The organism is Nocardia sp. NPDC004123 (genome assembly GCF_053603795.1).
In genome coordinates this window covers 83,639-107,067 of the sequence record NZ_JBSGGG010000026.1, presented here as the reverse complement: position 1 = coordinate 107,067, position 23,429 = coordinate 83,639, and the positions used below count along the sequence as shown (strand labels likewise).

Annotated in this window: 24 protein-coding genes; 12 read left to right on the top strand and 12 right to left on the bottom strand. The window is 68.9% G+C overall.

All coding sequences use genetic code 11. From position 1 onward, the window contains the following. Positions 1–8 precede the first annotated feature (8 nt). Positions 9–365: a hypothetical protein gene (locus tag ACWEQQ_RS33280; RefSeq protein ID WP_452351018.1), complete on the top strand. Its 357-nt coding sequence runs from the start codon at positions 9–11 to the stop codon at positions 363–365. A gap of 105 nt (positions 366–470) precedes the next feature. Here the strand turns inward: ACWEQQ_RS33280 and ACWEQQ_RS33275 are convergent, their stop codons facing one another. The 3 genes from ACWEQQ_RS33275 to ACWEQQ_RS33265 all read right to left on the bottom strand — a co-directional run bounded on the left by ACWEQQ_RS33275 (position 471) and on the right by ACWEQQ_RS33265 (position 2,959). Then, the gene (locus tag ACWEQQ_RS33275; RefSeq protein WP_154790977.1) at positions 471–1,160 is read right to left on the bottom strand and encodes a response regulator transcription factor; all 690 of its coding nucleotides are present in this window, start codon (positions 1,158–1,160) and stop codon (positions 471–473) included. After that, the gene (locus ACWEQQ_RS33270; RefSeq protein WP_379389222.1) at positions 1,157–2,407 is read right to left on the bottom strand and encodes a sensor histidine kinase; all 1,251 of its coding nucleotides are present in this window, start codon (positions 2,405–2,407) and stop codon (positions 1,157–1,159) included. Before ACWEQQ_RS33270 ends, ACWEQQ_RS33275 begins: the two co-directional genes overlap by 4 nt. 165 nt (positions 2,408–2,572) lie before the next feature. Beyond that, positions 2,573–2,959: a winged helix-turn-helix transcriptional regulator gene (locus tag ACWEQQ_RS33265; protein WP_452351017.1), complete on the bottom strand. Its 387-nt coding sequence runs from the start codon at positions 2,957–2,959 to the stop codon at positions 2,573–2,575. 88 nt (positions 2,960–3,047) lie between these two features. Between ACWEQQ_RS33265 and ACWEQQ_RS33260 the strand changes: the two genes are divergently transcribed. From ACWEQQ_RS33260 to ACWEQQ_RS33250, 3 genes are all read left to right on the top strand, one after another. Next, positions 3,048–3,743 (top strand): NADPH-dependent F420 reductase, encoded by a 696-nt coding sequence (locus ACWEQQ_RS33260; protein WP_452351016.1) that lies wholly within the window; start codon positions 3,048–3,050, stop codon positions 3,741–3,743. 47 nt (positions 3,744–3,790) lie between these two features. Then, positions 3,791–4,354, top strand: a complete 564-nt coding sequence (locus ACWEQQ_RS33255; protein WP_452351015.1) for a TetR/AcrR family transcriptional regulator — start codon at positions 3,791–3,793, stop codon at positions 4,352–4,354. Between the two features lie 81 nt (positions 4,355–4,435). After that, on the top strand, positions 4,436–5,467 hold the full coding sequence (locus tag ACWEQQ_RS33250) for a medium chain dehydrogenase/reductase family protein (RefSeq protein WP_452351014.1): 1,032 nt from the start codon (positions 4,436–4,438) through the stop codon (positions 5,465–5,467). A gap of 87 nt (positions 5,468–5,554) precedes the next feature. Here the strand turns inward: ACWEQQ_RS33250 and ACWEQQ_RS33245 are convergent, their stop codons facing one another. The 6 genes from ACWEQQ_RS33245 to ACWEQQ_RS33220 form a co-directional block, all read right to left on the bottom strand. Then, positions 5,555–7,603 (bottom strand): CocE/NonD family hydrolase, encoded by a 2,049-nt coding sequence (locus ACWEQQ_RS33245; RefSeq protein ID WP_452351013.1) that lies wholly within the window; start codon positions 7,601–7,603, stop codon positions 5,555–5,557. 274 nt (positions 7,604–7,877) lie between these two features. Then, on the bottom strand, positions 7,878–8,615 hold the full coding sequence (locus tag ACWEQQ_RS33240) for a phosphoglyceromutase (protein ID WP_354846955.1): 738 nt from the start codon (positions 8,613–8,615) through the stop codon (positions 7,878–7,880). Beyond that, the gene (locus ACWEQQ_RS33235; protein ID WP_452351012.1) at positions 8,612–9,535 is read right to left on the bottom strand and encodes an ROK family protein; all 924 of its coding nucleotides are present in this window, start codon (positions 9,533–9,535) and stop codon (positions 8,612–8,614) included. Before ACWEQQ_RS33235 ends, ACWEQQ_RS33240 begins: the two co-directional genes overlap by 4 nt. A 212-nt stretch (positions 9,536–9,747) precedes the next feature. Then, positions 9,748–10,302, bottom strand: coding sequence for a YbjN domain-containing protein (locus ACWEQQ_RS33230; protein ID WP_452351011.1), 555 nt, complete (start codon positions 10,300–10,302; stop codon positions 9,748–9,750). Next, positions 10,299–11,666: a D-inositol-3-phosphate glycosyltransferase gene (gene mshA / locus ACWEQQ_RS33225; RefSeq protein WP_452351010.1), complete on the bottom strand. Its 1,368-nt coding sequence runs from the start codon at positions 11,664–11,666 to the stop codon at positions 10,299–10,301. Before mshA ends, ACWEQQ_RS33230 begins: the two co-directional genes overlap by 4 nt. Before the next feature lie 119 nt (positions 11,667–11,785). Next, positions 11,786–12,610 (bottom strand): alpha/beta fold hydrolase, encoded by an 825-nt coding sequence (locus ACWEQQ_RS33220; protein ID WP_452351009.1) that lies wholly within the window; start codon positions 12,608–12,610, stop codon positions 11,786–11,788. A gap of 59 nt (positions 12,611–12,669) precedes the next feature. Here ACWEQQ_RS33220 and ACWEQQ_RS33215 point away from each other — a divergent pair, with 59 nt between their 5' ends. From ACWEQQ_RS33215 to ACWEQQ_RS33195, 5 genes are all read left to right on the top strand, one after another. Then, entirely contained in the window at positions 12,670–13,404 is a 735-nt protein-coding gene (locus ACWEQQ_RS33215) for an SDR family NAD(P)-dependent oxidoreductase (RefSeq protein ID WP_354846970.1), read from the top strand. Between the two features lie 139 nt (positions 13,405–13,543). Next, a complete protein-coding gene (locus tag ACWEQQ_RS33210; protein ID WP_452351008.1) occupies positions 13,544–14,578 on the top strand; it encodes a 3-oxoacyl-ACP synthase III family protein in 1,035 nt (344 codons plus the stop codon). A 6-nt stretch (positions 14,579–14,584) separates the two neighbouring features. Continuing rightward, positions 14,585–15,484, top strand: coding sequence for a hypothetical protein (locus ACWEQQ_RS33205; RefSeq protein WP_452351007.1), 900 nt, complete (start codon positions 14,585–14,587; stop codon positions 15,482–15,484). A 30-nt stretch (positions 15,485–15,514) separates the two neighbouring features. Then, a complete protein-coding gene (locus ACWEQQ_RS33200; protein WP_452351006.1) occupies positions 15,515–16,267 on the top strand; it encodes a glycosyltransferase in 753 nt (250 codons plus the stop codon). Then, a complete protein-coding gene (locus ACWEQQ_RS33195; protein WP_452351005.1) occupies positions 16,264–17,835 on the top strand; it encodes an AMP-binding protein in 1,572 nt (523 codons plus the stop codon). The genes ACWEQQ_RS33200 and ACWEQQ_RS33195 overlap by 4 nt, the downstream gene beginning before the upstream one ends. Here ACWEQQ_RS33195 and ACWEQQ_RS33190 read toward each other — a convergent pair. The 3 genes from ACWEQQ_RS33190 to ACWEQQ_RS33180 form a co-directional block, all read right to left on the bottom strand. Further along, positions 17,803–19,116 (bottom strand): phthiocerol/phthiodiolone dimycocerosyl transferase family protein, encoded by a 1,314-nt coding sequence (locus tag ACWEQQ_RS33190; protein WP_452351004.1) that lies wholly within the window; start codon positions 19,114–19,116, stop codon positions 17,803–17,805. The genes ACWEQQ_RS33195 and ACWEQQ_RS33190 overlap by 33 nt on opposite strands. 15 nt (positions 19,117–19,131) lie before the next feature. Further along, positions 19,132–20,337 (bottom strand): L,D-transpeptidase, encoded by a 1,206-nt coding sequence (locus ACWEQQ_RS33185; RefSeq protein ID WP_452351043.1) that lies wholly within the window; start codon positions 20,335–20,337, stop codon positions 19,132–19,134. A 97-nt stretch (positions 20,338–20,434) separates the two neighbouring features. Further along, complete coding sequence (locus ACWEQQ_RS33180) at positions 20,435–21,526, bottom strand: UDP-N-acetylmuramate dehydrogenase (RefSeq protein WP_452342077.1); 1,092 nt, start codon at positions 21,524–21,526, stop codon at positions 20,435–20,437. 44 nt (positions 21,527–21,570) lie between these two features. On the opposite strand from ACWEQQ_RS33180, the gene ACWEQQ_RS33175 reads away from it, so the two are divergent. The 3 genes from ACWEQQ_RS33175 (at position 21,571) to ACWEQQ_RS33165 (ending at position 23,417) form a co-directional block, all read left to right on the top strand. After that, entirely contained in the window at positions 21,571–22,056 is a 486-nt protein-coding gene (locus ACWEQQ_RS33175; protein WP_379399578.1) for a DUF2505 domain-containing protein, read from the top strand. A gap of 75 nt (positions 22,057–22,131) precedes the next feature. Then, a complete protein-coding gene (locus tag ACWEQQ_RS33170) occupies positions 22,132–22,647 on the top strand; it encodes a DUF2505 domain-containing protein (RefSeq protein ID WP_452341998.1) in 516 nt (171 codons plus the stop codon). Further along, a complete protein-coding gene (locus ACWEQQ_RS33165; protein WP_452351003.1) occupies positions 22,617–23,417 on the top strand; it encodes a class I SAM-dependent methyltransferase in 801 nt (266 codons plus the stop codon). Before ACWEQQ_RS33170 ends, ACWEQQ_RS33165 begins: the two co-directional genes overlap by 31 nt. Positions 23,418–23,429: the final 12 nt, after the last annotated feature.

Genomic DNA, 23,429 nt, shown 5'->3' with positions numbered 1-23,429 from the left:
TCCTGGCCATGATCAAGAAAACTCTCGCCGTCACTGCGCTGGCCGCAGGCGCCGTTCTCGCCATCGCGCCGCAGGCGTTCGCCGACAACGCCGACCCCAATGCGTACAGCGATCGCACCGCCGACTTCGTCGCGTACAACGATCCCGCCGCCCTGGGCGCCAAGGATGCCGGCAAGCAGATCATCGTCAGCCCGTACGGCACCAGCCACACCATCGCGTGCAAGGGCAATGGCGCCGACGTGCCGTGGTACGGCTGCATGCAGCAGGACAACCCGGGCCTGGGCTGGATCATTCTGGACAAGCAGGACCTGCCGGGCCTCGGCCCCGCGTGGGTCGACACCATGAAGAACGACCCCAACGCCTGAGCACCGCAGACCGCCGGGGGCCGCACGAAGGACTTGGTCGGGAGTAAGCCGAACCCGCCCGCTTCGCGAATGCGAAGCGGGCGGGTTCTTTGTCGTCCGGGCGGGCTACGCCTCGAGCTTGTAGCCCAGGCCGCGCACGGTGACCAGGTGTTCCGGCTTGGCCGGGTCGGCCTCGATCTTCGAGCGCAGGCGCTTGACGTGCACGTCGAGGGTCTTGGTGTCGCCGACGTAGTCGGCGCCCCAGACGCGGTCGATGAGCTGTCCGCGGGTGAGCACGCGACCCGAATTGCGCAGCAGGTATTCGAGCAGGTCGAACTCCTTGAGCGGCAGGGTCACCGCCTTGCCGTTCACCTGGACGGTGTGGCGGTCCACGTCCATGCGCACCGGGCCGGCCTCCAGCACGCTGGTCTCGCTGCCGTTGTCGGGCTCCTCGCCGGCGCCGCGGCGCAGCACGGCCCGGATGCGGGCGATCAGCTCGCGCGAGGAGTAGGGCTTGGTGACGTAGTCGTCGGCGCCCAGTTCCAGGCCGACCACCTTGTCGATCTCGCTGTCGCGCGCGGTCACCATGATCACCGGGACACTGCCGCGAGCGCGCAGTTGCTTGCACACGTCGGTGCCGCTCATGCCGGGGAGCATGAGATCGAGCAGGACGATGTCCGCGCCGGAACGGTCGAACTCGGCCAGGGCGGCCGGGCCGTCGCCCACCACGGTGACCTCGAACCCCTCCTTGCGCAGCAGGAACGCGAGCGGATCGGCCAGCGACTCCTCGTCCTCGACGATCAGCACACTCGTCATCGGGTTGCCTCCACACCGTTGGTTCTGGCCCGCCCGAGGGGGCGCGAGCCGTTTTCCTTCTTGGCCACCGGAACACCGGTGGCAAGTCTCTTGTCGACCTGCCCGTTGGAATCGGCAGGGTGGGCCGGGATACGCAGGGTGAACGTCGATCCGGTGCCCAGTTTGCTCCACAGCGTGATCTCACCGTTGTGGTTGGCGGCCACATGCTTGACGATAGCCAGCCCGAGGCCGGTACCGCCGGTGGCACGCGAGCGCGCCTTGTCGGCCCGGAAGAAACGCTCGAAGACGCGCTCCTGGTCCTCCTTGGAGATGCCGATGCCGCGATCGGTGACCGCGATATTGACGTAGCCGCCGCGCAGCGCCCGGCTCACCGACACGTGCGAGCCGCGCGGGGAGTAGGCGATGGCGTTCTCGACCAGGTTGGACAGGGCGGTCACCAGCAGGGTCTGGTCGCCGAGCACCTCGAGGCCGCTGGTGGCGTCGGTGGAGACGGTGATGCCCGCGGCCTCGGCCACGTTGCGGGAGCGCTCGATGGCCTGGGTGACGACGGTGTCGACGTCGACGGCTTCCAGTTCCGGCAGCCGTTCCGCGCCCTGCAGGCGGGACAGTGCGATGAGCTCGGTCACCATCTTGCCCATGCGGCGGGCCTCGCCGTGCAGGCGTTCCCCAAAGTGCCGCACCGAGTCCGGATCGTCGGCGGATTCCAGCAACGCCTCGGCCAACAGGCTCATGGCGCCGACCGGGGTCTTGAGCTCATGGCTCACATTGGCGACGAAGTCGCGGCGGGTGGCCTCCATGCGGGCCTGCTCGGAGTCGTCGTCCGCGAACAGGACCACGAAGTTCGTGTTCTCCTGCGAGAGCGGCCGAGCAACCCCTCGGACAGCGAGGCGGGCGCGGCCCGGCATGGGGATCTTTGCGGTGAGTTCGAAATCGACATCCTGGCCGCCGGCCAGCACCTGTTCCACCGCGGCCCAGGCGCGCTCGTCGAGCAGGCGGTCGTGGACGACGCCCAGCTCCTCGGCGCGCGGGTTCACCAGCACCACGTCCCGGTACTGGTCCACCACGGCGATGCCGGACTCGGAGGCGAGCACGATCAGGTCCAGGACCTGGGACATGGTCAGCCCGGTGTCGGTGGCGGCGCGCAGGCGCTCCTGGCGAGCGTTCACATACGGAATGAGCAGTCCTCCGACGGCCAGTCCGACTACGGCCGCCAGGACTGCCAAAAGCACGGCCTGTGGAACGCTCACACTTTGAATCGTACGGTCGCCGACGCGGGGTCAAACCCCGGGTGCTGGAAGTTTCACGCAGGTCATGGGCACTTCCATCCTCGTTAGCCCGGCGTTTACGTAATGTTCGGTCAGCGTGTCTCGACCGCTGAGCGCCCTTGCGGCAACCACTTTCGCGATCGCGGATCAGTCCTCGGCGTCGCCGTAGAGGGCGGTGCGGACGGTGTCCCCGTGGCGGTCCGCCCACTCCCCCAGCGCGAAGATGGGGATGAGCAGATCCGCGCCCGCCGGAGTCAGCGAATACTCCACGCGCGGTGGGGCTTCCGCGTATCGGCGACGTTCCAGCAATCCCATCCGCTCCATGCGCCGCAGCGTCTGGGTGAGCATCTTCTGACTGATACCGCCGATCGCCCGCCGCAACTCCACCGGACGCATCGCGCCCTCGCGAAGTGTGTAAACGATCACAGTCAGCCACGAATTGCCGAACACGTCCACGGCCAGCCGCGCGGGGCAATCGGATTCGTGCCCGCCGTACTCCGCGAATTCCACCGGTTCGATGATCTCGGCCGTCATGAATCCAGCCTGCCACCCCCATTGGGCACCCGGGAGTGCGCATCGGAATCCCTAGCGTCGATTTCACAAGCCAGACCAAGGAGTTCACATGCGAATCGGAATCATCGGAGCCGGACAGATGGCTCGCGCTCTCGGCGGCGGCTGGGCCGCGGCCGGACACGAAATCGCGCTCGGTGCACGCACTTCGGCCCGCGCCGACCAGGCAGTCGCTGTCATCGGCCACGGCGCACGAGCCACCACCATCCCCGACGCCGCTCGCTTCGGCGACATCACACTGCTCGCCGTCCCGGTCGACGCCCTCGCCGAGGTGCTCGCCGTGGCGAACTCGGAGGACGCGACGGGCGTGGGTGCGGCAGACGGAACCGACGGACGGCACGCCCTGGCGGGCCGCACGCTGATCGACTGCACGAATGCCTTCGCGCCCGACAGCGGAGGGTTCACCCTCTCCGAACCCGCTGTCGCCGAACGGATCGCGGCCACTGTGCCCGGAGCCCGGGTGGTGAAGGCGTTCAATCTGCTTGCGGCCGAGGTCTGGGCGGGCCCGCACCGCGAGTTCGAGGGCCGCCCCCTGACCGTTCCGCTGTGCGGCGACGACCCGAACGCCGTGGCGACGGTGGCCGCCCTGGCCACGGACCTGAAGCTGCATCCGGTCCACGCGGGCGGCCTCGCCCAGGCCCGATACCTCGAAGCGACTTCGGCTTTCGTCGTCGGCCTCTGGTTCGCGGGCCACGACGCCCGAGCCGTGTTCCCGCCCTTGGAGTCCGCCTTCGCCGCTGCCGATTAGGCCGGTGGGCTTGCGGTGAACCAGAGAGTGAGTGTACGGTCACTCACATGAACAGGCGCGGGATCGCACTCTCGACTTCGGACATTCGGCGGGAAGCCGTGCTGGACTCGGCCATCACCGAGTTCGCCAAGACCGGATTCCACGGGACCCCGATCAACACCGTGGCCGCGACGGCCGGGATCTCCCCCGCGTACGTGTTCAAACTGTTCCCCAGCAAGGTGGAGCTGTTCGTCGCCGCGCTGGACCGGTGTTTCGAGCGGGTCGAGGGGGCGCTGGCCACCGGAGCCGCCCGGACACCGGGCGGCGATCCGGAGCGGGTGCTGCACGAAATGGGCGGGGCCTACGCCGAATTGATCGCGGACAAGAGCCTGCTCATGCTGCAGGTGCACGCCCTGTCCGCGGCCGATACGCCCGATATCGCCACGGCCATGCGCCGCGGCCTCCAGCGCATCACCGACTTCGCCGAAACCCGTTCCGGCGCAACGGGTGAGCAGGTGCAGCACTTCATGGCCTACGGACAGCTGTGCCACCTGATCACCACCCTCGGCCTGGACGCCGGCGAGGGCGCCTGGGCCGCCACCCTGACCGCGGGAATCCGCCACTTCAACTGACCTTCACACGCCCTCCGACGAGGGCGTTTTCTTTCAACCACAGAGTGATTGACCAATCACACACTTGAGAGGGACACACCGATGTCGAACATCATCGCCACCGAGGTAGTGCTGCCGGGACGCGTCGAGCCGGAGGGCTTGACCGTCATCGACCGCGAATTGCCGCCGCCGGGCACCGGCGAGGCGCTGGTCCGCATGGAGGCGACGGGCGTGTCCTTCGCCGAACAGCAGATGCGGCGCGGCAAGTACTACGACCAGCCCGCGTTCCCGTTCGTGCCCGGCTACGACATCGTCGGTGCGGTACTGGCGGTGGGCGCTGGGGTCGATACGGCCCTGGTCGGCCGCCGGGTCGCGGCGCTGACCAAGATCGGCGGCTGGAGCAGCCATCTCACGGTGCCCGCGGGCGATCTGGTGCCGGTGCCCGACGGGCTGGCGGCGGACGCGGCGGAGACCTTCGTCGTCAATGGCATCACCGCCTGGCAGATGCTGCACCGGAAGGCGAAGGCCCGTGCGGGGCAGACGATTCTGGTGCACGGGGCGAACGGGGGCGTCGGCTCGACGCTGGTGCAGCTGGCGCGCGCCGCCGGGATCCGGGTGATCGGGACGGCGTCGGCCCGCAATGCGGACGCGGTGGCCGCGCTCGGCGCACTGCCGGTGGACTATCGCGGGGACGTGGCGGCCCAGGTGCGGGCGCTCGCGCCGGACGGGGTGGACGCCGTCTTCGATCATGTCGGCGGTCCCGGCATCGTGGACTCCTTCGCATTGCTGGCGCCCGGCGGCACTCTCGTCTCCTACGGCAGCGCGGCCACCAAGGACGAGGAGGGCGATTCCCGGCTGCCGGTGCTGAAGCTGTTCGCCCGGCTGCTGTGGTGGAATGCGTTGCCCAACGGGCGGAATGCGTCCTTCTACAACATCTGGGCCGGACGCCGCCGGCTCGCCCGGTTCCGGGCCCAGCTCGCCGCGGACCTCGGCGCGGTGCTCGAGCTCGCGGAGCGCGGCGTGCTGCACCCCCAGATCGCGGCCCGAATCCCGTTGCGGGAGGCGGCACGGGCGCTCACCCTCGCCGAATCCGGCACCGTCACCGGCAAAGTCGTCATCGTCGGCGAAGCCTGAACCTCGGCACCGATGCGAGCGAATAGCAAAACCCCGGGTGTGCACGCCGTTGTGCACACCCGGGGCTTCGATCCCGGAGGGACGGATTCACCAGCCGGTGTTACCGCGGACCGGGATGTTCACGAAGCTCGGACGGTCGGGGTCGAGCTGGAGGTGTTCGGGCTTCAGACCGGTGTCGATGAGCATCGGCAGGATGGGCAGGCCCTTGGGGAAGTTGCCGGCGAAGACGTCGACGCGCAGGCGGTGGCCCGGCTGCAGAACGGCCTGGGTGCCGCCGAGGGCGATGTCGAGGGTGGTGGCCTCGCCGGGGACGGTCTCCTCGCGCTTGTCCAGGGAGGTGAAGGCGCGCGGGTCGGTGTAGTCCCCGTTGGCGGAGCGGGTGCTGTTGGCCTCGTCGACCTGGCGCAGCGAGGCCATGAGCTCGCCGGAGGTCAGCACGGTCGACTGGCCGTCGGGGGCGACATCGTTGACGGTGACGGTCCAGTAGCCGTCGGCGGCGTCCTGAACGGTGTTGAGGTGCACCGCGATCGGGCCCGAGACGGTGGTGGCCTCGGCCACCGGCGCGCTGGTGAAGGTGAGCGCGTTGGTCTCGGCGATGCGGGAGTCCTTGGCGCAGGCGTCGACCAGGTTCAGGATGCCCGCGGTGGCCTGGGCCGCGTCATTGGAGCAGACGGTGGACAGGCCGGGCGCGACGGTGAGCCGGTCGGTGTCGCCATTGGCGTCCGCGCTGAGCGAGCCGTCGTAGACGCTGTTCGCGGTGCCGGAGCGCTGCGACGAGAGGTACATGCGGCGGTAGTCGGCGGCCTCGGAAACCGGTGCGGTGGGCCCGAATCCGCCCTGGGTGGTCCAGCCGCCGCCCTGCTGCTTGAGAGTCACCGGCCCGTACTGATCGATGCCGTTGTCGATGCCCTTGAGCCACTTGTCGAACCAGGCGCGCTGCAGCACGTCCAGGCGCGGCGGCGCCCCGACCCGGTTGACATCCGCACCCGAGGTGACGTGGTAGGTGTTGCCCATGAGCAGCTGCTTCTGGCCGGGCGGCAGCGGAATCTGGTTGTAGATCTTGGATTCCGAGTAGGTGAACAGGTCGTGCCAGCCGCCGGTCACGAAGGTCGGCACCTGGATCTTGGCCGGGTCGCCCAGCCACTCCTGGCGTTCCTGGCTGAAGCCGTTGAGCATGTCCTTCACGCGCGGGTCGATGCTGTTCATGTCCGTGCTGGTGTAGGCCGACATGAGTACGTCGAGGTAGCCGAAGGGATCGTTGACGCGGTCCTGCAGCCATCTGAAGTCGAAGGCGCCGTTGGCGATCGAAGCCAGGTCCGGCACCCACTTGAGGCCGTTGATGGCGCTCAGCCACAGCGGAATGAAGTTGAAGCCGAAGCCGCCGCCGGGCGCGAGCACGTCGTCGATGAGGTCACTGCCGGGCACGATGGGGAAGATGGCCTGCAGCGCGGGCGGCTGCTTCTCGGCGGCCTGCACCTGGTTGATGGCCGAGTAGGACAGGCCGTTCATGCCGATGCGGCCATTGCTGAAGCCCTGTTTGGACGCCCAGTCGATGACCTCGACGGTGTCCTGCTGTTCGCGCCCGCGCAGCATGTCCCACTCGCCCTGCGAGAAGCCGGTGCCGCGCACGTCCACGACGACCTGCGTGTACCCGGACTTGATGAGCTGGCGGTCGACGGAGAAGTTGCGGAGTTCGCCGTTGCCCGCCGCGTTCAGCAGTTCACCGAAGCCGGTGAGCGGAGTGCCGTCGAGGTGGATGTTGCGGAAGACGTCGAGGAGCGCGTCGGACAGGCCGGGGATGGAGAAGGCGCTGTCGGCGACGTTCGACACCAGCTTGGTGTAGGGCGTCATATTGACGACGGTCGGCGTCGGGGCATCGATGGGATGACCCGCGGCGTCGGCCGGGTGGTAGACATTGGCCTTCAGGACAATGCCGTCACTCATGGTGATCGGGACGTCCCAGTCGATGAAGACGTTGGGGTACTGCTGCTGCCCGTCCTCGGTGGTGGTCCATTCGGCGCCGGCGGCACCGCCGTCGGGGCCGGTGGGGATGGCGGCATCGGCGGTGATGCCGGCAACAGGCAGGAGCAGAGCGACCGCGGCGGCCGAGACCGTGGCCCGTAGCGCGTGCTTCATCGAAGTGATCTACCTCTCGCAAATGGTCGAACGCCCAGCAGCATATCTACTGCGAAGTAAGTTGCAAACCCCGGTTACAGACACCGATTTGAACTGGCGACGCTTCGGAAAATTATTTTGCGAGACCGGGAAATACCCTACGGTCACGTAGTGAGACGCGTATCACAGCCGCGGATAAGGCATTCCGATCGAGGCTTCGACGCGAAAACCTCGCCGGAAATGAAAAACGCGCTGTGACCGCATAATCCGGTCACAGCGCGAGTTTCGTTTCGAATTACTTGCCGCCCTGGCCGGCCACGGCGGCGGCGCCCGCCGCGGCGGCCTCGGGGTCGAGGTATTCGCCCTTGCCGATCGGCCGCAGGTTCTCGTCCAGCTCGTACTTGAGCGGGATACCCGTAGGGATGTTCAGCTCGGAAATCTCCTCGTCCGAGATGTTCTCCAGGTGCTTCACCAGGGCGCGCAGCGAATTACCGTGCGCGGCAACGAGAACCGTCTTGCCCGAGCGCACATCGGCCGCGATGGTGTCCTCCCAGTAGGGAACCATGCGGGCCACGACGTCCTTGAGGCACTCGGTGCGCGGCACCTCGATGCCGGCGTAGCGCGGGTCGCCGTCCTGGCTGTACTCGCTGTCCACCTCGATCGGCGGCGGCGGGGTGTCGTAGCTGCGGCGCCACAGCATGAACTGGTCGTTGCCGTACTGCTCCTTGATCTCCGCCTTGTTCTTGCCCTGCAGCGCGCCGTAGTGGCGCTCGTTCAGGCGCCAGTCGCGGACCACCGGAATCCAGTGCCGGTCGCAGGCGTCGAGGGCATTGTTGGCGGTGCTGATGGCACGGCGAAGCAGTGAGGTGTAGACGATATCCGGCAGAATCCCGTGCTCGGCGAGCAATTCACCGGCACGCTTGCCTTCCGCGACACCCTTGTCGGTGAGACGAACGTCCACCCAACCGGTGAACAGGTTCAGGGCATTCCATTCGCTCTCGCCGTGGCGCAGCAACACGAGGGTGTACGTCATGAAGTCATCCTCCCACGCGGGGTTTCGCCTGCATTCGGGGCCCCGAGGGCGAGAATCGCGGCACCCTGCAGGGTGGCCTGATCGGTCAATTCGGACGGCACCACGCGCAGTCCGCGCAGAAACTTCAGCCGCGCGTGTGCCGCGGCGGCGGTCCGCAGCGGACCCCACAGCGGTTCGCCGGATTGCGCGAAGCCGCCCCCGATGACCACCAGATCGGTGTCGAGCAAGGCGGCGGCCGAGGCGACAGCCGTCCCGATCGCGGTGCCCGCCCGCTCGAGGGCGGCCACCGCGATCGGCTCCCCCGCGTGCGCCGCGGCCGCGAGCTCCACCCCGGTCGTTCCGGTCCAGCCCTGCCGCCGCGCCCAGCGCACCGAGGATTTGCCACTCGCCACGGCTTCCACACACCCGAATCCACCGCACGCGCAGGGCTCGTCCCGACCGGGCACGACAATATGACCGACGTGCCCGCCATTTCCGGTGCGTCCCATGACAACCCGGTCATCGGAGATGATGCCGCCGCCAATTCCCGACGAAACAGTCATGGCGAGCACATTCGGCACCCCACGCGCAGCCCCGAAGCGCTGCTCGGCCAGCACCAGGCACACACCGTCGATGGCGAACCGAATCTCGGCCTCCGGAAACAATTTCCGCACCGCATCCACGATCGGAAATCCCTCGGCCCACTCCGGAATATTGAGCGGCCCGCAAACTCCGGCACCCACATCCACCGGCCCGGCCGACCCGATGCCCACCGCACCGATGCGGGCATCCCCGGCAACATCGGTCAGCAATGCCCGGCAGGCATCCCACACCCCGGATTCCGGTACCGCGATCCGCCGCGGATTCCCCACCGCTCCATCCGAATCCACGGCCGCCGCCGCGAATTTGGTCGCTCCGATATCCAGCGCTAATACCGTCATCGCCGACCGCCTCCTGTGCGCTTCCGTGTCCCGATGGTCCGGCCGATTGTCGCGCACGGAGCTCGTTCTCCGTATGCCACGGTGACAACTGATTTCGCAACGGTCGGGGTAACTCGCCGGGGACGTCCACAATCGGTTCGGCTCCCAGCCTCCGGCACGCGTTGCCGACGCCGACGGCGCTCGGCCGTGCGCTGAAGTCTCGGGGAGGCGGGTCAGTCCACCAGGTGTTCGAAGGCGCGGAGGTTCTTCAGCGACTCGCCGCGGGCGACCCGCCATTTCCATTCCCTGCGAATGGATTCGGCGAAGCCGAGTTCGAGCAGGGTGTTGAAGTCGGCGTCGACGGCCTCGAGGATCTGGCCGAGCCAGCGGTCGAGTTCGTCGGGGGTGACACGGTCGTTGGACACGCGGCCGACCAGGTAGATGTCGCCGACGCGGTCGATGGTGTAGGCCACGCCGTAGAGGCGGCGGTTACGGCGGAGCAGGAATTTGTAGACGCCCTCGAAGTTCTCGTCGGGCTTGCGGCAGACGAAGGACTCCATGCGGACGCCGTGCTTGCCGACGCTGACGCCGATGACGGTCTTGAGCTTGCGTTCACCGGGGAGCACCACCACGAACAGGTCGGGGGCGTCGCGGGTGTACTCGATCTCCCGTTCGCGCAGCGTCTCGTCGATGAGTTGGGCGGTGGCACGGGCGGTTTCGTCGTTCAGGCCGCCGGTGCTGGCATGCGGGCGGGGCGTCCACTCCTCGGTGCGGTCGGCCTCGCTCATCTGCGTACTGCTCCCATCCGACGCCGCCACAGCGCCAGCGATCTGGCGTGATTGCTGTCAGTGTGCAGGTTACCGCTGTGCGGCCGGGCGGCCGGTGCCTGGGCGAGCGCGGCGGCATAGCTGTCGAGCAGCGCCTCGGCCGTGTGCGCCCAGGAGAAGTTGGCGGCGTGCCCGACCGCGGCCCGGCCCATGTCCTCGAGCTTGCCCGAATCGTCGAGCAGCGAATGCAGGGCCGCGGCCCAGTCGCCGGTCTGGTGGCCGGGGACCAGCAGGCCGGAGACGCCGTCGTGGACGGCGGTGCTCAGCCCGCCCACATCGGCGGCGAGCACCGGGGTGCCGCTGGCCTGCGCCTCGATGGCGACCAGGCCGAAGGATTCGTTGTAGCTGGGCACGGCCACCAGGTCGGCGGCCCGGTAGACCTGTACCAGCCGGTGCGCGGGCTGGGGCGGCAGGAAGGTGACGCGGTCCGAAATGCCCAGGGCCGCAGCCAGTTCGATCAGGGCCTCGGGTTTCTTCAGTCCGCTGCCGGACGGGCCGCCCACGATCACCACGCGCAGCGGGCGTTGCGGCGGGGTCGGCAGGGCGGCCTCCTCGGCCAGCACCTGGGCCGCCGCGCGCACCAGCACGTCGGGGGCCTTGAGCGGCTGGATGCGCCCGATGAAGGCGACGATGCGCTCGTGCGCGGGCAGGCCGAGTTCGCGGCGGGCGGCGAGCTTGTCGCCGGGCTGGTAGCGGGTCAGGTCGGCGCCGGGCAGGGCCACATCGATGTGGTCGGGGTCCGCGCCGTACAGCTCGATCAGCTGCCGGGCCTCGTCGGCGGTATTGGCGACCAGCCGGTCGGCCTCGGCGACGATCTGCTTCTCACCGATCTCGCGGACCGCGGGCTCGGGGCAGTCGCCCTCGGCGAGGTAGGCGTTCTTGACCGCGGCCAGGGTGTGGGCGGTGTGCACCATGGGCACCCGCCAGCGGTCGCGGGCCAGCCAGCCGACCTGACCGGAGAGCCAGTAGTGCGAGTGGATGAGGTCGTAGTGGCCGGGCAGATTGCGGGCCTCGGTGCGCAGCACCTCGGCGGCGAAGGGGCACAGCTGGGTGGGCAGATCGTGTTTGTCGAGCCCCTCGAAGGGCCCGGCGGCCACCGTGCGGACCAGCACGCCCGGCGCGGCCTCGACCACCGGTTCGTCATTGGAGGAGGTGGCCCGGGTGAAGATCTCGACCTCGGTGCCGCGACGGGCCAGCTCGATGGCGGTCTGCAGCACGTAGACGTTCATGCCGCCCGCGTCGCCGGTCCCGGGCTGGGCGAGTGGTGAGGTATGCACCGATAACACGGCAATTCGATTGGGCCGTAGGTCCAGGCGCTGACTCACCACTCCAGTGTGCACGGGGGTAGTAACACCCCATGCACGGGTTACCTTCCCAAGTGAGGTCGGTCACAACTCGCGTGAGCCGCTCGCGGGCTTCGCCCCCGAACTTCCGCGACGCGCGATTACCCCAGCGCCTCAACGAAATTGGTGATCTCCGTCACGAACCGGCGGGGATCCTCGATGAAGAGGCCGTGCTGCGCGCCCTCCCAGTAGGAGGTCCGCACGTCCGGCGCGGCGCCGGCGATGTAGCGGCCGTTCTCGATCGGCACGACCGGGTCGGCGGTGCCGTGCAGCACCAGCACCGGCACGTCCAGGCCGCGCAGGGTCTCGGTGTTGTCGACGGTGCGATAGAACAGGGCCTTGCGTACCCGGGGCAGAGTGGCGATGCTGCCGCCGAGCAGGCGCTGGGCGTCCACGCCCTTGTCGCGGCCGGGCCCGGTATTGGCATTGCCGAAGGCGGCGAAACCGCGCATGGCCTTGCCCGCGCTCTCGTCGAAGACGTCGGGGATGGCCTTGCTCATGCCCGGACCGGTCTCCGCGCCCTGGACGCCGCGGCCGATATTGGCCTGTGAACCGGTGTAGACGACGCCCGCGATCGCGCCGGTCCCGTAGGCGGTCAGGTAATCGGACAGCACGATGCCGCCGTAGGACCAGCCCAGCAGGATCGCGCGGGAGGAGATGTCCTCGGCGGCGAGCACCGCGGCGATATCGGCTGCCCAGTTCTTCGGGTCGTCGTATCCGGCCTCGGGAGCGTCGGAGTAGCCGTGGCCGCGCAGGTCGACGGCGATCACCCGGAATTGCTCGGCGAGCAGGTCGGCGGCCTGCCCCCAGCAGCGCAGGTTTCCGGACCAGCCGTGCAGGAGCACGAGCGGCCGGGCCCCCTCCGGACCGGTCACCCGGTAAACGATGGTCGTGCCGTCCGCGCTTGCTACTTCCCGAATCGCCATAGGAGTGAGGCTAACCACCCGCGACGCACCGGCGACACGCCCTGCCTAAGCTCAGGGACATGAGCACTCGTACCGCTGTGGTGACCGGAGCCAGTTCGGGTATCGGCGAGGCAACCGCCCGCGAACTCGCCAAGCAGGGGTACCACGTGTACGTCGGCGCCCGCCGGGTCGATCGGCTGGAGCAGCTGGCCGCGGAGATCGGCGGAACCGCACTGCCGCTGGACGTGACCGACGAGGAGTCGGTGCGCGCCTTCACCGAGGCCGTCGAGCGCTGCGATGTGCTGGTCAACAATGCCGGCGGCGCGAAGGGCCTGGCGCCGGTGCTCGAGGCGGATCTGGACGACTGGCGCTGGATGTGGGAGACCAATGTGCTGGGCACGCTGCGGCTCACGAAGTCGTTGCTGCCCAAGCTGATCGCCTCCGGTGACGGCCTGATCGTCACCATCACCTCGGTGGCCGCGTTCTCCACCTACGACAACGGCTCCGGCTACACCTCGGCCAAGCACGCGCAGGCGGTGCTGCACCGGACGCTGCGGGGCGAGCTGCTGGGTCAGCCGGTGCGGCTGACCGAGATCGCGCCGGGCGCGGTGGAGACCGAATTCTCGCTGGTGCGTTTCGGTGGCGACGCCGAGCGCGCGGCGAGTGTGTACCAGGGCATCGATCCGCTGGTCGCGCAGGACATCGCGGAGATCGTGGGCTTCGTGGCCTCGCGCCCGCCGCACGTCGATCTGGACACCATTGTCGTCAAGCCGCGCGATCAGGCCGAGGCGGGACGTTTCGCCCGCCGCTCGTGAAGTCGCCTCTGCGGGGGTAGGTCAAATGGTGTTGTGCCGCAATGTAGTTCACCTCACACGATCTGAACCATAGATTTTTCAAAACCGAAATACCGGCACTGCTAGCGTCGCCCGCAACCGAGGGCTGCTTGGAGTGAACATGGTGAGATCACGAATCGAGGCGGTCGGGTCCTATCTGCCCGACACCGAGGTATCGACCGCGGAGTTGCTGGCCCAGCTGGCCGTCGACTCCCCCATCGACCTGGAGCGCATCAGCGGCGTGCGGCACCGCCGCCGCTGCGCCGAGAACGAGGATTCCCTGAGCGTCGCGCTGGCCGCGGCGCGGACCGCACTGGACAATTCGTCCTATGACGCTGCCGATCTGGACATCGTCATCTCCTGCTCCATCACCCGCATTCGCGACGGCGAATTCTGTGTGGAGCCGTCCTTCGCACTCATGATCCGCAATGAACTCGGTGCGACCGGGGCCATCCACTTCGACGTCTCCAATGCCTGCGCGGGCATGATGAGCGGAGTTCTGGTGCTGGATCGCATGATTCGTGCGGGCATGGTGAAACGCGGGCTGGTGGTTTCCGGGGAGTACATCACGCCCATCTCCGACACCGCCGTGCGTGAGATGTCCGAGAAATACGATCCGCAGTTCGCCTCGCTGACCGTCGGCGACGGTGCGGCCGCCGTCATTCTGGACAGCGAAGGCAGCGCCGACGAGGGCATCGACTACATCGAACTCAATACCAGCGCCGGTTTCGCACAGTTGTGCCTGGGCATGCCCAGCGATCGCAGTTCCGGCATCGCGCTGTACACCGACAACCGGGCGATGCACAATGAATCCCGTTATCTGCTGTGGACCACCCGGCAGCGGGATTTCCTACGCGAGAACGACAGCAGTTTCGCGGCGGAGGGCTACGACCACGTGATCCATCATCAATTCAGCGCACCCGCGGTGGAATTGGTATCGAAGATCGCCGAACGCGAATTCGACGCCCCGGTGCCGCCCGCGCTCATGGTCCTGGACCGCTATGGCAACACCGCATCCACCTCGCATTTCGTGGTCTTACACGACGCGCTCAAACAACAGCGGATAGCGTCCGGGGCGAAAGTACTGATGGTGCCCGCGGCTTCCGGCGTCGTGGCCGGGTTTCTGTCGGTGACGCTCGGCGACCTTCGGGTGTGATGCAGCATGGGAATCGTCATTTCTTCCGTAACCACCGAAATCGGCGGCGGCAGCTCCATCGAGCAGGCGGCGGCCGCGGCGCGCCGGGCCATCGCGGAGGCCGGCGCCACGCCGGAGCAGATCGACGCGCTGATCAATACCGGCGTTTATCGCGACTCGAACATGGTGGAACCCGCCATGTCCGCGCTGATTCAACAGCAGGCCGGCATCGGGCTGGAGTATCGCAGCGGCGATGTGCCGTGCCTGTCCTTCGACCTGATGAACGGCGCCTGCGGCGTGCTCAATGCCATCCAGGTCAGCCAGGCGCTGCTGGAGGCCCCGACCGTGCACCGGGTGCTGCTGGTCTCCGGTGACGCGCATCCGTCGAAATCCCCCGAACCGCAGCCGGGCTTCCCGATCAAGCCGGTGGGCGCGGCCATGTTGCTGGAAAAGCGGCCGGGCACAGCCGGATTCGGGGCGCTGCACATCAGCGCCACCGACGGGCGGCCCGCCGCGGAGGGCTTCGTGCGGCTGTCGGAGATGGGCTCGACCGGCCGGTCCTCGATCACCGTGAACCGCACCGGCGATGTGGAAGAGCTGCTGCACCACGCGGTTTCGGCAGCGTCCGAGGCGCTCGACGTGGCCGACGCTCCCCCCGCGCGGACGGTGCTCATCTGCGGGCGGCCCACCCCCGAATTCCCCGCACTGCTGGCCGCGCGCCTGGGCATCGCGCCGGAGGCGCTCAGCGCCGACGACACCGAGGGCTCCGCCTCCCCGCGCTTCGACTCGCACACCTCGGCACTCCCGGTGGCGTATCTGGCGGCCCGCGACAGCGGCAAGCTCGATCGGGCCGACGTAGCCTTGTTCGTGGCCGCCGGGGCCGGGCCGTCGGCCGCGGCCATCGCCTACCGCCTGCCGAAACCGTAAGCCGGGGCGAGGAATCCGCCGGGAGGGGCCATGAACGAACTGTGGGTGATCGTGCCCGCCTACAACGAGGAGCACGGCATCGCCGGCACGCTGTCCGCCCTGGCCGGGCAGCAGGACCGGGACTTCACGCTGCTGGTGGTGGACAACAACTCCACCGACGCCACCGTCAAGGTGGTGCGCGATTTCGCGGACACCCATCCGGGCCTGCGCGTCGAGGTGATCACCGAGCTGCGCAAGGGCACCGGCGCGGCCGCCGACACCGGCATGCGGCACGCCATCGCGGCCGGTGCGACCCGGCTGGCCCGCACCGACGCCGACTGCCTGCCCGCCCCCGACTGGACCGCGCGCATCCGGGCCGCCTTCGACTTGGGGCTGCGGCTGATCAGCGGGCAGCTGATCCCGCGCTCCGACGAGGGCGTGCGGCTGCGTGATCGCACCATCATCCTGGTCGCGCTGGAGGTGGCCTCCCTGTTCGGGAAATTCCGGCCCGGCAACCGCGATCCGCGCTACCTGGGCCCGTATGTCATGACGCCCGGCTGCAATATGGCCATCACCGCCGAACTGTACGAGGCCGCGGGCGGATTCCCGCGCACCGCCATCGAGGAGCTGCACGAGGATCGGGCGCTGGTGAACGCAGTGCGCACGCTCACCACCGACTACGGGCTGCGCCGGGACGTGCGGGTGTACGGCTCCAACCGGCGCGTGCGAGCCTGGGGTGTGCGCAAGACTCTCGCCTGGTACGCCGACCATCGCTACAAACCGGAGCTGGTGGACATCCGGTGAACGCTGGATACCCCTCGGCGGGTGAGGATTTCACCACTCTGCTCCGCGAGCAGGTGCTGCGCACCCCCGACGCGCCCGCGCTGGGCATGATCGGCGAACCACCGCTCAGCTTCGCCGAACTCGACGCCCGCGTCCGGCTGGTCGTGAAACGCCTGCACGGCATGGGCTTCCGGCCCGGCGACCGCATGCTGTTCTCCGTCCGGCCCTGCGTGGACGCCGTGGTCATGGTGTTCGGGACCATCGCGGCGGGTGGCACCATCGTGTTCGTGGACCCGGGCGTCGGGCCCGAATTGTTCGCGCGCCGCATCGAATTGGCGCAGCCGAGCTGGGCCGCGACGGAATCGCTGCTGTACCTGCTGAGCGGGCCGCTGCGCGGGTTCGGCCGCCGGCTCGGGCTGTCGCTGCCGGAGTTCGGGCAGCTGCCGGTGCGGCATATCCGCTGCGGGCCGTGGCTACCGGGCACGCCGCGCGGGGCCCTCCCGCTGCGGCAGCTGGTGGGTTCCGAGCCCGGTTGGCAGGGTCCCGCGACCACATCGACCTTCGACGCGCCCGTCGAGGACCCCGACGCCGAGGCGCTCATCGTCTTCACCTCCGGCACCACCGCCGACCCGAAAGCCGTTGTGCACACCCGCGGTTCGCTGGGCGCGGGTCTGGCGGCCATGGCGGGCTGCACCAGCCTCATGCCCGGTTCGCACCTGCACACCGAACAGCTGATGATGGGGCTGCCCGCGGTGCTGGAGGGCGCACGCTGGTCCATGCCGCGGTATCCGCGCTTCGGCACCCACATCGACCCGATCGGCTTCGCGCGCACCCTCGACACGGCGACGCACGCCTTCTTCACCCCCGCCGACCTGGCGGTGGTGCTGGACGCCATCGAGGCCGGGCGACTGGTCGCGCCGGTGCACCTGGAGGAGATCTCGCTGGGCGGCGCGCCGGTCACCACCGCACTGCTGCGCCGCGCCCGCGCCGCCCTCCCGGACACCGAATTGCTGGCCGTCTACGGCATGACCGAGATCCTGCCGGTGGCCATCACCTCCGGCGCGGACAAGCTGGCCTTCGAGGGACCCGGTGACCCGCTCGGCCCACCGGTCGAGGGCGTGGACGCGCGTCTGGCCGACGACGGCGAGCTCATCCTCTCCGGCCCCAATCTGTGCCGCGGCTACCTCGGGGAACCGCCGCTGAAGGAGATCGCCACCGGCGACCTCGCCCGGTTCGAGGGCGGCACCCTGGTGCTGATGGGCCGCAAGAAGGACATGATGATCCGCGGCAAGACCAATATCTATCCGGGCCTGTACGAGCCGGCCATCGCGGGCGTCGAGGGCGTGCGGCAGGCCATCATGGTCGGAATTCCCGACGAGATCGGCGACGAGCGCATCGTGCTGGCCGTGGTGGCGGACCCGGACGCCTCCGATCTCGAGGACCGGCTACGCCGCGAATTACCCTCCCTGATCGATGTTTCCGCGCTGCCGGACGACATCGTGCTGGTCGCGGAGATCCCGTTCGGCGGGCGCACCAGCAAGCCCGACCGGGCCGCGCTACGCGCCCGGCTGGCGCAGCGGCTCGGCTGACGGATCCGGGCGCTCGCGCAGCGCGGTCAGCATCGCGTCCGCGAAATCCGCCGCCCGCCGCTCGGACAGGACCGGTTCGGCGTAGCAGAACCCGAGGCGCATTTCCCCGTGCGCGGTCGCGACCGCCACCGTCAGCACGCTCACACAGGAATTCGACGCGGCCAGCGTCAGCCCCGAAAGCCGCCATGCCCCGGCCGTTTCCGGGAGTTCGACCCGCCCCAGATTGGTGACCGACACATTCCACGGCGCCCGCCGATCCACCAGGTCCGCCAGGCGCCGGCCGGATTCCAGCGCCCGCGGCGTCCCGAATCGCATGCCCGCCACCGTCGCCAGATGCCGCCGCTGCCGCACCCCGCGCTCGAGTTGGCGTTTCACCGACCGGGCCGCGGTCCACAGCGGAACTCCGAACGGCACGAATCCCACCAGCACCGGCGCATAGATCCCCGGCTCATCGCCGGCCGGACGCGGGGAGAGCAATTCCCGGAAATCCACGGGCGACGCGATCCCGGCGATTCCGCTCCCCCCGGAATTCGAGGCGCCGACCGCGGACGCCGCCGCGGCGGCCAGCGCCCCGTGCACGGTGACTCCGGCGCGCCGGCAGTCGGTTACCAACGCCGCCAGCGCTTCCCGATCGAGCACCCGGTGCACGACCCTGGTTCGCCGCTCCGGTAGCGCCGCCCGCGCACCGGCCACGCGCTGCGGCCGCTGCCCGAGCGCCGCCACCTGATCGAACAGCGTCGTATACGCCCACCGCCACCACCCCCGCGCCCCAGCGGGAATCAGATCATCCGCGGCCGGAACCTCCGCACGCTCCGCCACCCCGGCACTCGCCCCCGCCGCATGCCCGATCAGCTTCTGCAGCAACGCCATCAGCGACCGGCCGTCCACGATGAGGTGCGAGATCGTGAGCACGACGTCATGGAACTCGTCCGATGTCCCCGCGCCGACGGCGATATCGACAATGCGGGCCAACCCCTTCGCGGTATCGAAGGGATCAGCCATCTCGGCATCGATTTCCCGCACCCACGCCTCGGAGTCGTGCGACTCCATGCGCCGCACCGGAATTCGCGGCTCAGGCACAGCCCGGAACCACGGATCCCGGCCCGCCTCGTCCACTACCCCTACCCGCAGGAGCGGATACTCCGCCACCAGCGCGGCGGCCGCCTCCTCCAGCCGCCGCGCCGCAACCCGCCCGTGAACCCGCACGCGCCCAGTGCAATTCGACGGCGAGATCCGGTCGATGATCCAGAACCACCGCTCCGAGGGACTCAGGGCGCGCATGTCGCGGAAGGGTTTTCAGCGGCCGCCGACGGGCTGGGGCGGGAGCGGGGTGGCCGAGATCTGGTTCTTCGGCTCGCCCTGTAGCGCCGAGAGGCCCTTCCAGGTCTCCCAGTCGATGGTCCAGTCGTAGATGTCGCCGTCCGCCGCGGAGAGCTGGATGCGGGTGCCGGTGACCTCGACCGGGTCGCCGTAGAGGGCGGTCGGGAAGTAGGCCTGGGCGTCGGTCGGGTTGAGGTTGATGCAGCCGTTGGTGACGTTCGAATTGCCCTGGGCGGACACCGATTCCGGATTGGCGTGAATGAACTCGCCATTGTTGGAGATGCGCACGGCCCAGCGTTCCCGCACGTTCGTGTAGAACGGCGGGTTGGACATCATGAAGTCCTCGTACTTCTCGGTCACCACGTGGATGCCGGAGCGGGTGACATTGCGGTCCTGGTTGCCTTCGCCGTAGCTGCAGGCGAAGTCGAAGACGGTCTGCCCGTCGCGCACCACCTGGACGCGGTGGGTGGGGGCGGCGGCCTTCACGATCTGGGCGCGGCCGATACGGAAGTCGGAGGTCAGGTCGGAGTCGCCGAACAGCCCACTGCCCATGTCCATGCCGTACAGCTTCGCGCCGACGTGCACGGTGGTGCCCGGCTGCCAGTACTCGCGGGGCCGCCAGTGCACCCGGGAGCCGCCGTTTTCGTCCTGCAGCCACGCCCACGAGCCCTCGGTCTCCGGGGTGGCGGTGACGACGAGCGCCTTCTCGACCGCGGCCTTGTTCTCGACGTGCCCCTTGAACTGGAGCATGATCGGCGCCGCGATGCCGACCTCCTGGCCGTCACCGATATTGATGGTGGCGGGCGCGGTGTTCTTGGGGCTGATGGTGGTGAACTTGCCGTCGATGGCCACCGGCTTGTTGTCGGTGCCGATGGCGGTGCCGGACCAGGTGTAGGTGGCGCCGTAGCCGAGCGGTTCGTTCACCGTGAATTTGCTGTGAGTGGCATCGAAAGTGCCGGTTACCTGCTTGCCATTGGAATTGGTCAGCGCCAGCTGATCGATGCGGCCATTGCTGACCGTCGCCGACACCGCGGTGGTGGGGTTGACATTGTCGGTGCCGCTACCCGGCTCCAGCTTGACGGACGCGACCGGAGCGGCCGGCTGCGGGCCGCCACCACCCTTGTTCGACGACGAACACGCCGCCGCGATCACTGCCGTCGACGCCACCAGAGCGGCCCGCATGGCCGCCCGGCGGGACAGTCCTCGATTACTCACTCGCTCGACCCTACCCCCGCAAACCGTGTATTCCGGACGCTGAATTGGTGGCGAAAGCCACTCGCTACAGGCTGACTCCCACGGTCACAGGTTCCGGATCCAGATGAATGCCGAAGCGCTCAGCAACCCCCTCGCGAACCGTGCGGGCGAGAGTCACCAGATCGGTCGCGGTAGCCGCGCCCCGATTGGTCAGCGCCAGCGTGTGTTTGGTCGACAACCGCGCTGGAGACCCGTCGCCCGGAAAGCCCTTGGCGAAGCCGGCGCGCTCGATGAGCCAGCCCGCCGAGAACTTTACCCCGCCGTCCGCGGGATAGGTGGGCACGGCCACGTCCGCCCCCAGATGTGACGCGATCGCCGCGCGCACCGCGGCCACCTGCGCATCCGGAATCACGGGATTGGTGAAAAACGATCCCGCACTCCAGGTGTCGTGATCCGCCGGATCCAGCACCATGCCCTTGCCCGCCCGCAAACGCAGCACCGCGGCGCGCACCTCCGCCGCGGGCCGGGACTCGCCTTCGGTCGCACCGAGCGCATTGGCCAGTTCGCGGTAGGCGAGCGGCGCACTGGAACCGTCAGCACGCAGGGCGAATTCGACCGCCAGCACCACGGCGGCGGCACTGTGCTTGAGAACCGAAGTGCGATAACCGAATCCGAGCTCCTCCGGCCCGGCCCAGCGAATCTCGCCGGTCGCACGGTCCAGCAACCGGACCCGACGCAGCAGACTCGCCACCTCGACACCGTAGGCGCCGACATTCTGGACCGGTGTGGCACCGGCCGAACCGGGAATTCCGGACAGGCATTCGAGACCGCCCACACCGGCCGCCACGGTCGCGGCCACCACCGCGTCCCAGTTCGCGCCCGCCGCAGCGATCACCGTGTCACCGGTGATCTCGACGTCCTCGGTCGCGATCCGCACGACAACCCCGTCGAACCCGTCATCCCCGATGAGCAGGTTGGAGCCGCCCGCGATGAGCAGCATCGGAATTCCGGCCGCGTCCAGTTCGCGCACGGTCGCCACCAGGGCGTCGGTGGTCGCGCAGTCGGCGACCGTGGCCGGACCGCCGACCCGCAGGGTCGTCAGCTCCGCCAACGGGACCGCGGCACGCAGCCGCGCACCGGTCGCCGTCAGCCGGTCCCGCAGGTCGTCGAACGACACCACCCGAGAAGTACGCACAGGCACAGACGGTAGCCTGTCCGACCATGGCGACACCTCTGGCCTTCACTGCGCACTCGACACATCCCATGGCCGCGGTGCGCGCGGCGTTCGCCGACGAGCAGTACTGGAAGGACCGCATCGAGGCGGTCGGCGGCCCCAATGCCCGCATCGAGAACCTCGTCATCACCGGTGACCAGGTGCGCGTCGACATGGTGCAGACGATTCCGGCCGAAGAGCTGCCCGCGCAGATCACCGCGATCAAGCCCGACGGCCTGACCATTCCGCGCACCGAGACCTGGCACGGCAGCGGCGGCACCGTCGAGGCCCGCGTGGACGGCGCGCCCGCCACCGTGAACGGCACCCTGACCGTCACCGATAACGGCTCCGGCTCCACCTTCGTGGTGGACGGCTCCATCGACGTGAAGATCCCGCTGTTCGGCAAGAAGATCGAGGCCGCCATCCAGCAGCACCTCACCGAACTGCTGGAGCGCGAGGCCGAGTTCACCGACACCTGGCTGAGTTCGCATTGAGCACCCCGGTGCACGGCCGGCGACCCGCCCCAAGGTCGCACTGACCGGGGTCGCCCGGCAGTAACCTGAGCGATCGTGGCACGCCGACTCGACTACTCCGCGCGGTATCCGCTGCACACCACCCGAGAGGTGTACGCCGCGATGATGAACCGCGAGCACTGGGATGCCCGCATCGAGGAACTGCGCAAGCACTCCCCGAACGACATCGTCAGCCTCGACTCCGGGGACCACGGCATCACGATCGAACTGCGGCACGTGCTACCCCGCGACACCCTGCCCGAGATGGCGCAGATGGTGGTGCACAGGGACATGGTGATCACCCGCCGGGAAACCTACGGCCCCTACGGACCCGAGGTGACCGGCGAGTACACCGCCGAAATCCCCAACAGCCCAGGCACTCTCGGCGGCACCATGCGTTTGTTCCGCACCGAGACCGGTTGCACGCTGCGCACCTCCTCGCGGGCCCAGGTCCACCTTCCGTTCTTCGGGCGCAGGCTCGAACAGCTCATGCTGGTCAACCTGGTGGACCTGTTCCGCGCCGAAGCCGAGGTGACGAAGGTTTGGCTGGATCAGCAGCACCCCGTCGCGTAACCAAGCCGATCGGCACGATCACCCGCGGCACCACCGGCATCAACCGGCTGCGCCGCGGCGATCGCTGGATGGCGCACGACTCGCTCGTCGCCGGGCGATTGCTGGATGCCGCGGATCCGCTCGTGGTGGATCTCGGATACGGCGCCAGCCCCGCCACCACCCTGGAGATGGCGGCCCGGCTGCGGACCGTCCGGCCGGACCTGCGGGTGGCCGGCCTGGAGATCGATCCGGAGCGCGTGGTTCCCGGCCGGGACGGGGTGGTGTTCGCGCGCGGCGGTTTCGAACTCGCGGGCCTGCGGCCGAGCCTGGTTCGGGCTTTCAACGTGCTGCGCCAGTACCCGGAATCCGCTGTCCCCGAAGCCTGGTCGACCATCCAGTCGGGTCTGGCTCCGGACGGCCTCCTCCTCGACGGCACCTGCGACGAACTGGGCCGCCGCTGCGCCTGGATCCTCCTCGACCGCACCGCGCCCCTCTCCCTGACCCTCGCCTGGGACCCCTTCACCGTCGGCACCCCCTCCGACATCGCCGAACGCCTCCCCAAGGCCCTCATCCACCGCAATGTCCCCGGCGAACCCATCCACACCCTGCTCACCGCCGCCGACCGCGCCTGGGCGGTCGCCGCGCCCCTGGCCCCCTACGGCCCCCGGGTCCGCTGGCGGCACGCCTCGAACCTCCTGCGCGAGCAGGGTTTTCCGCTCCGCCGCTACCGCCGCCGCCTGCGCGACAACCTGCTCACCGTCCCCTGGTCCGCCGTCGCGCCCCTGCCCTGAGCGGATACGCCG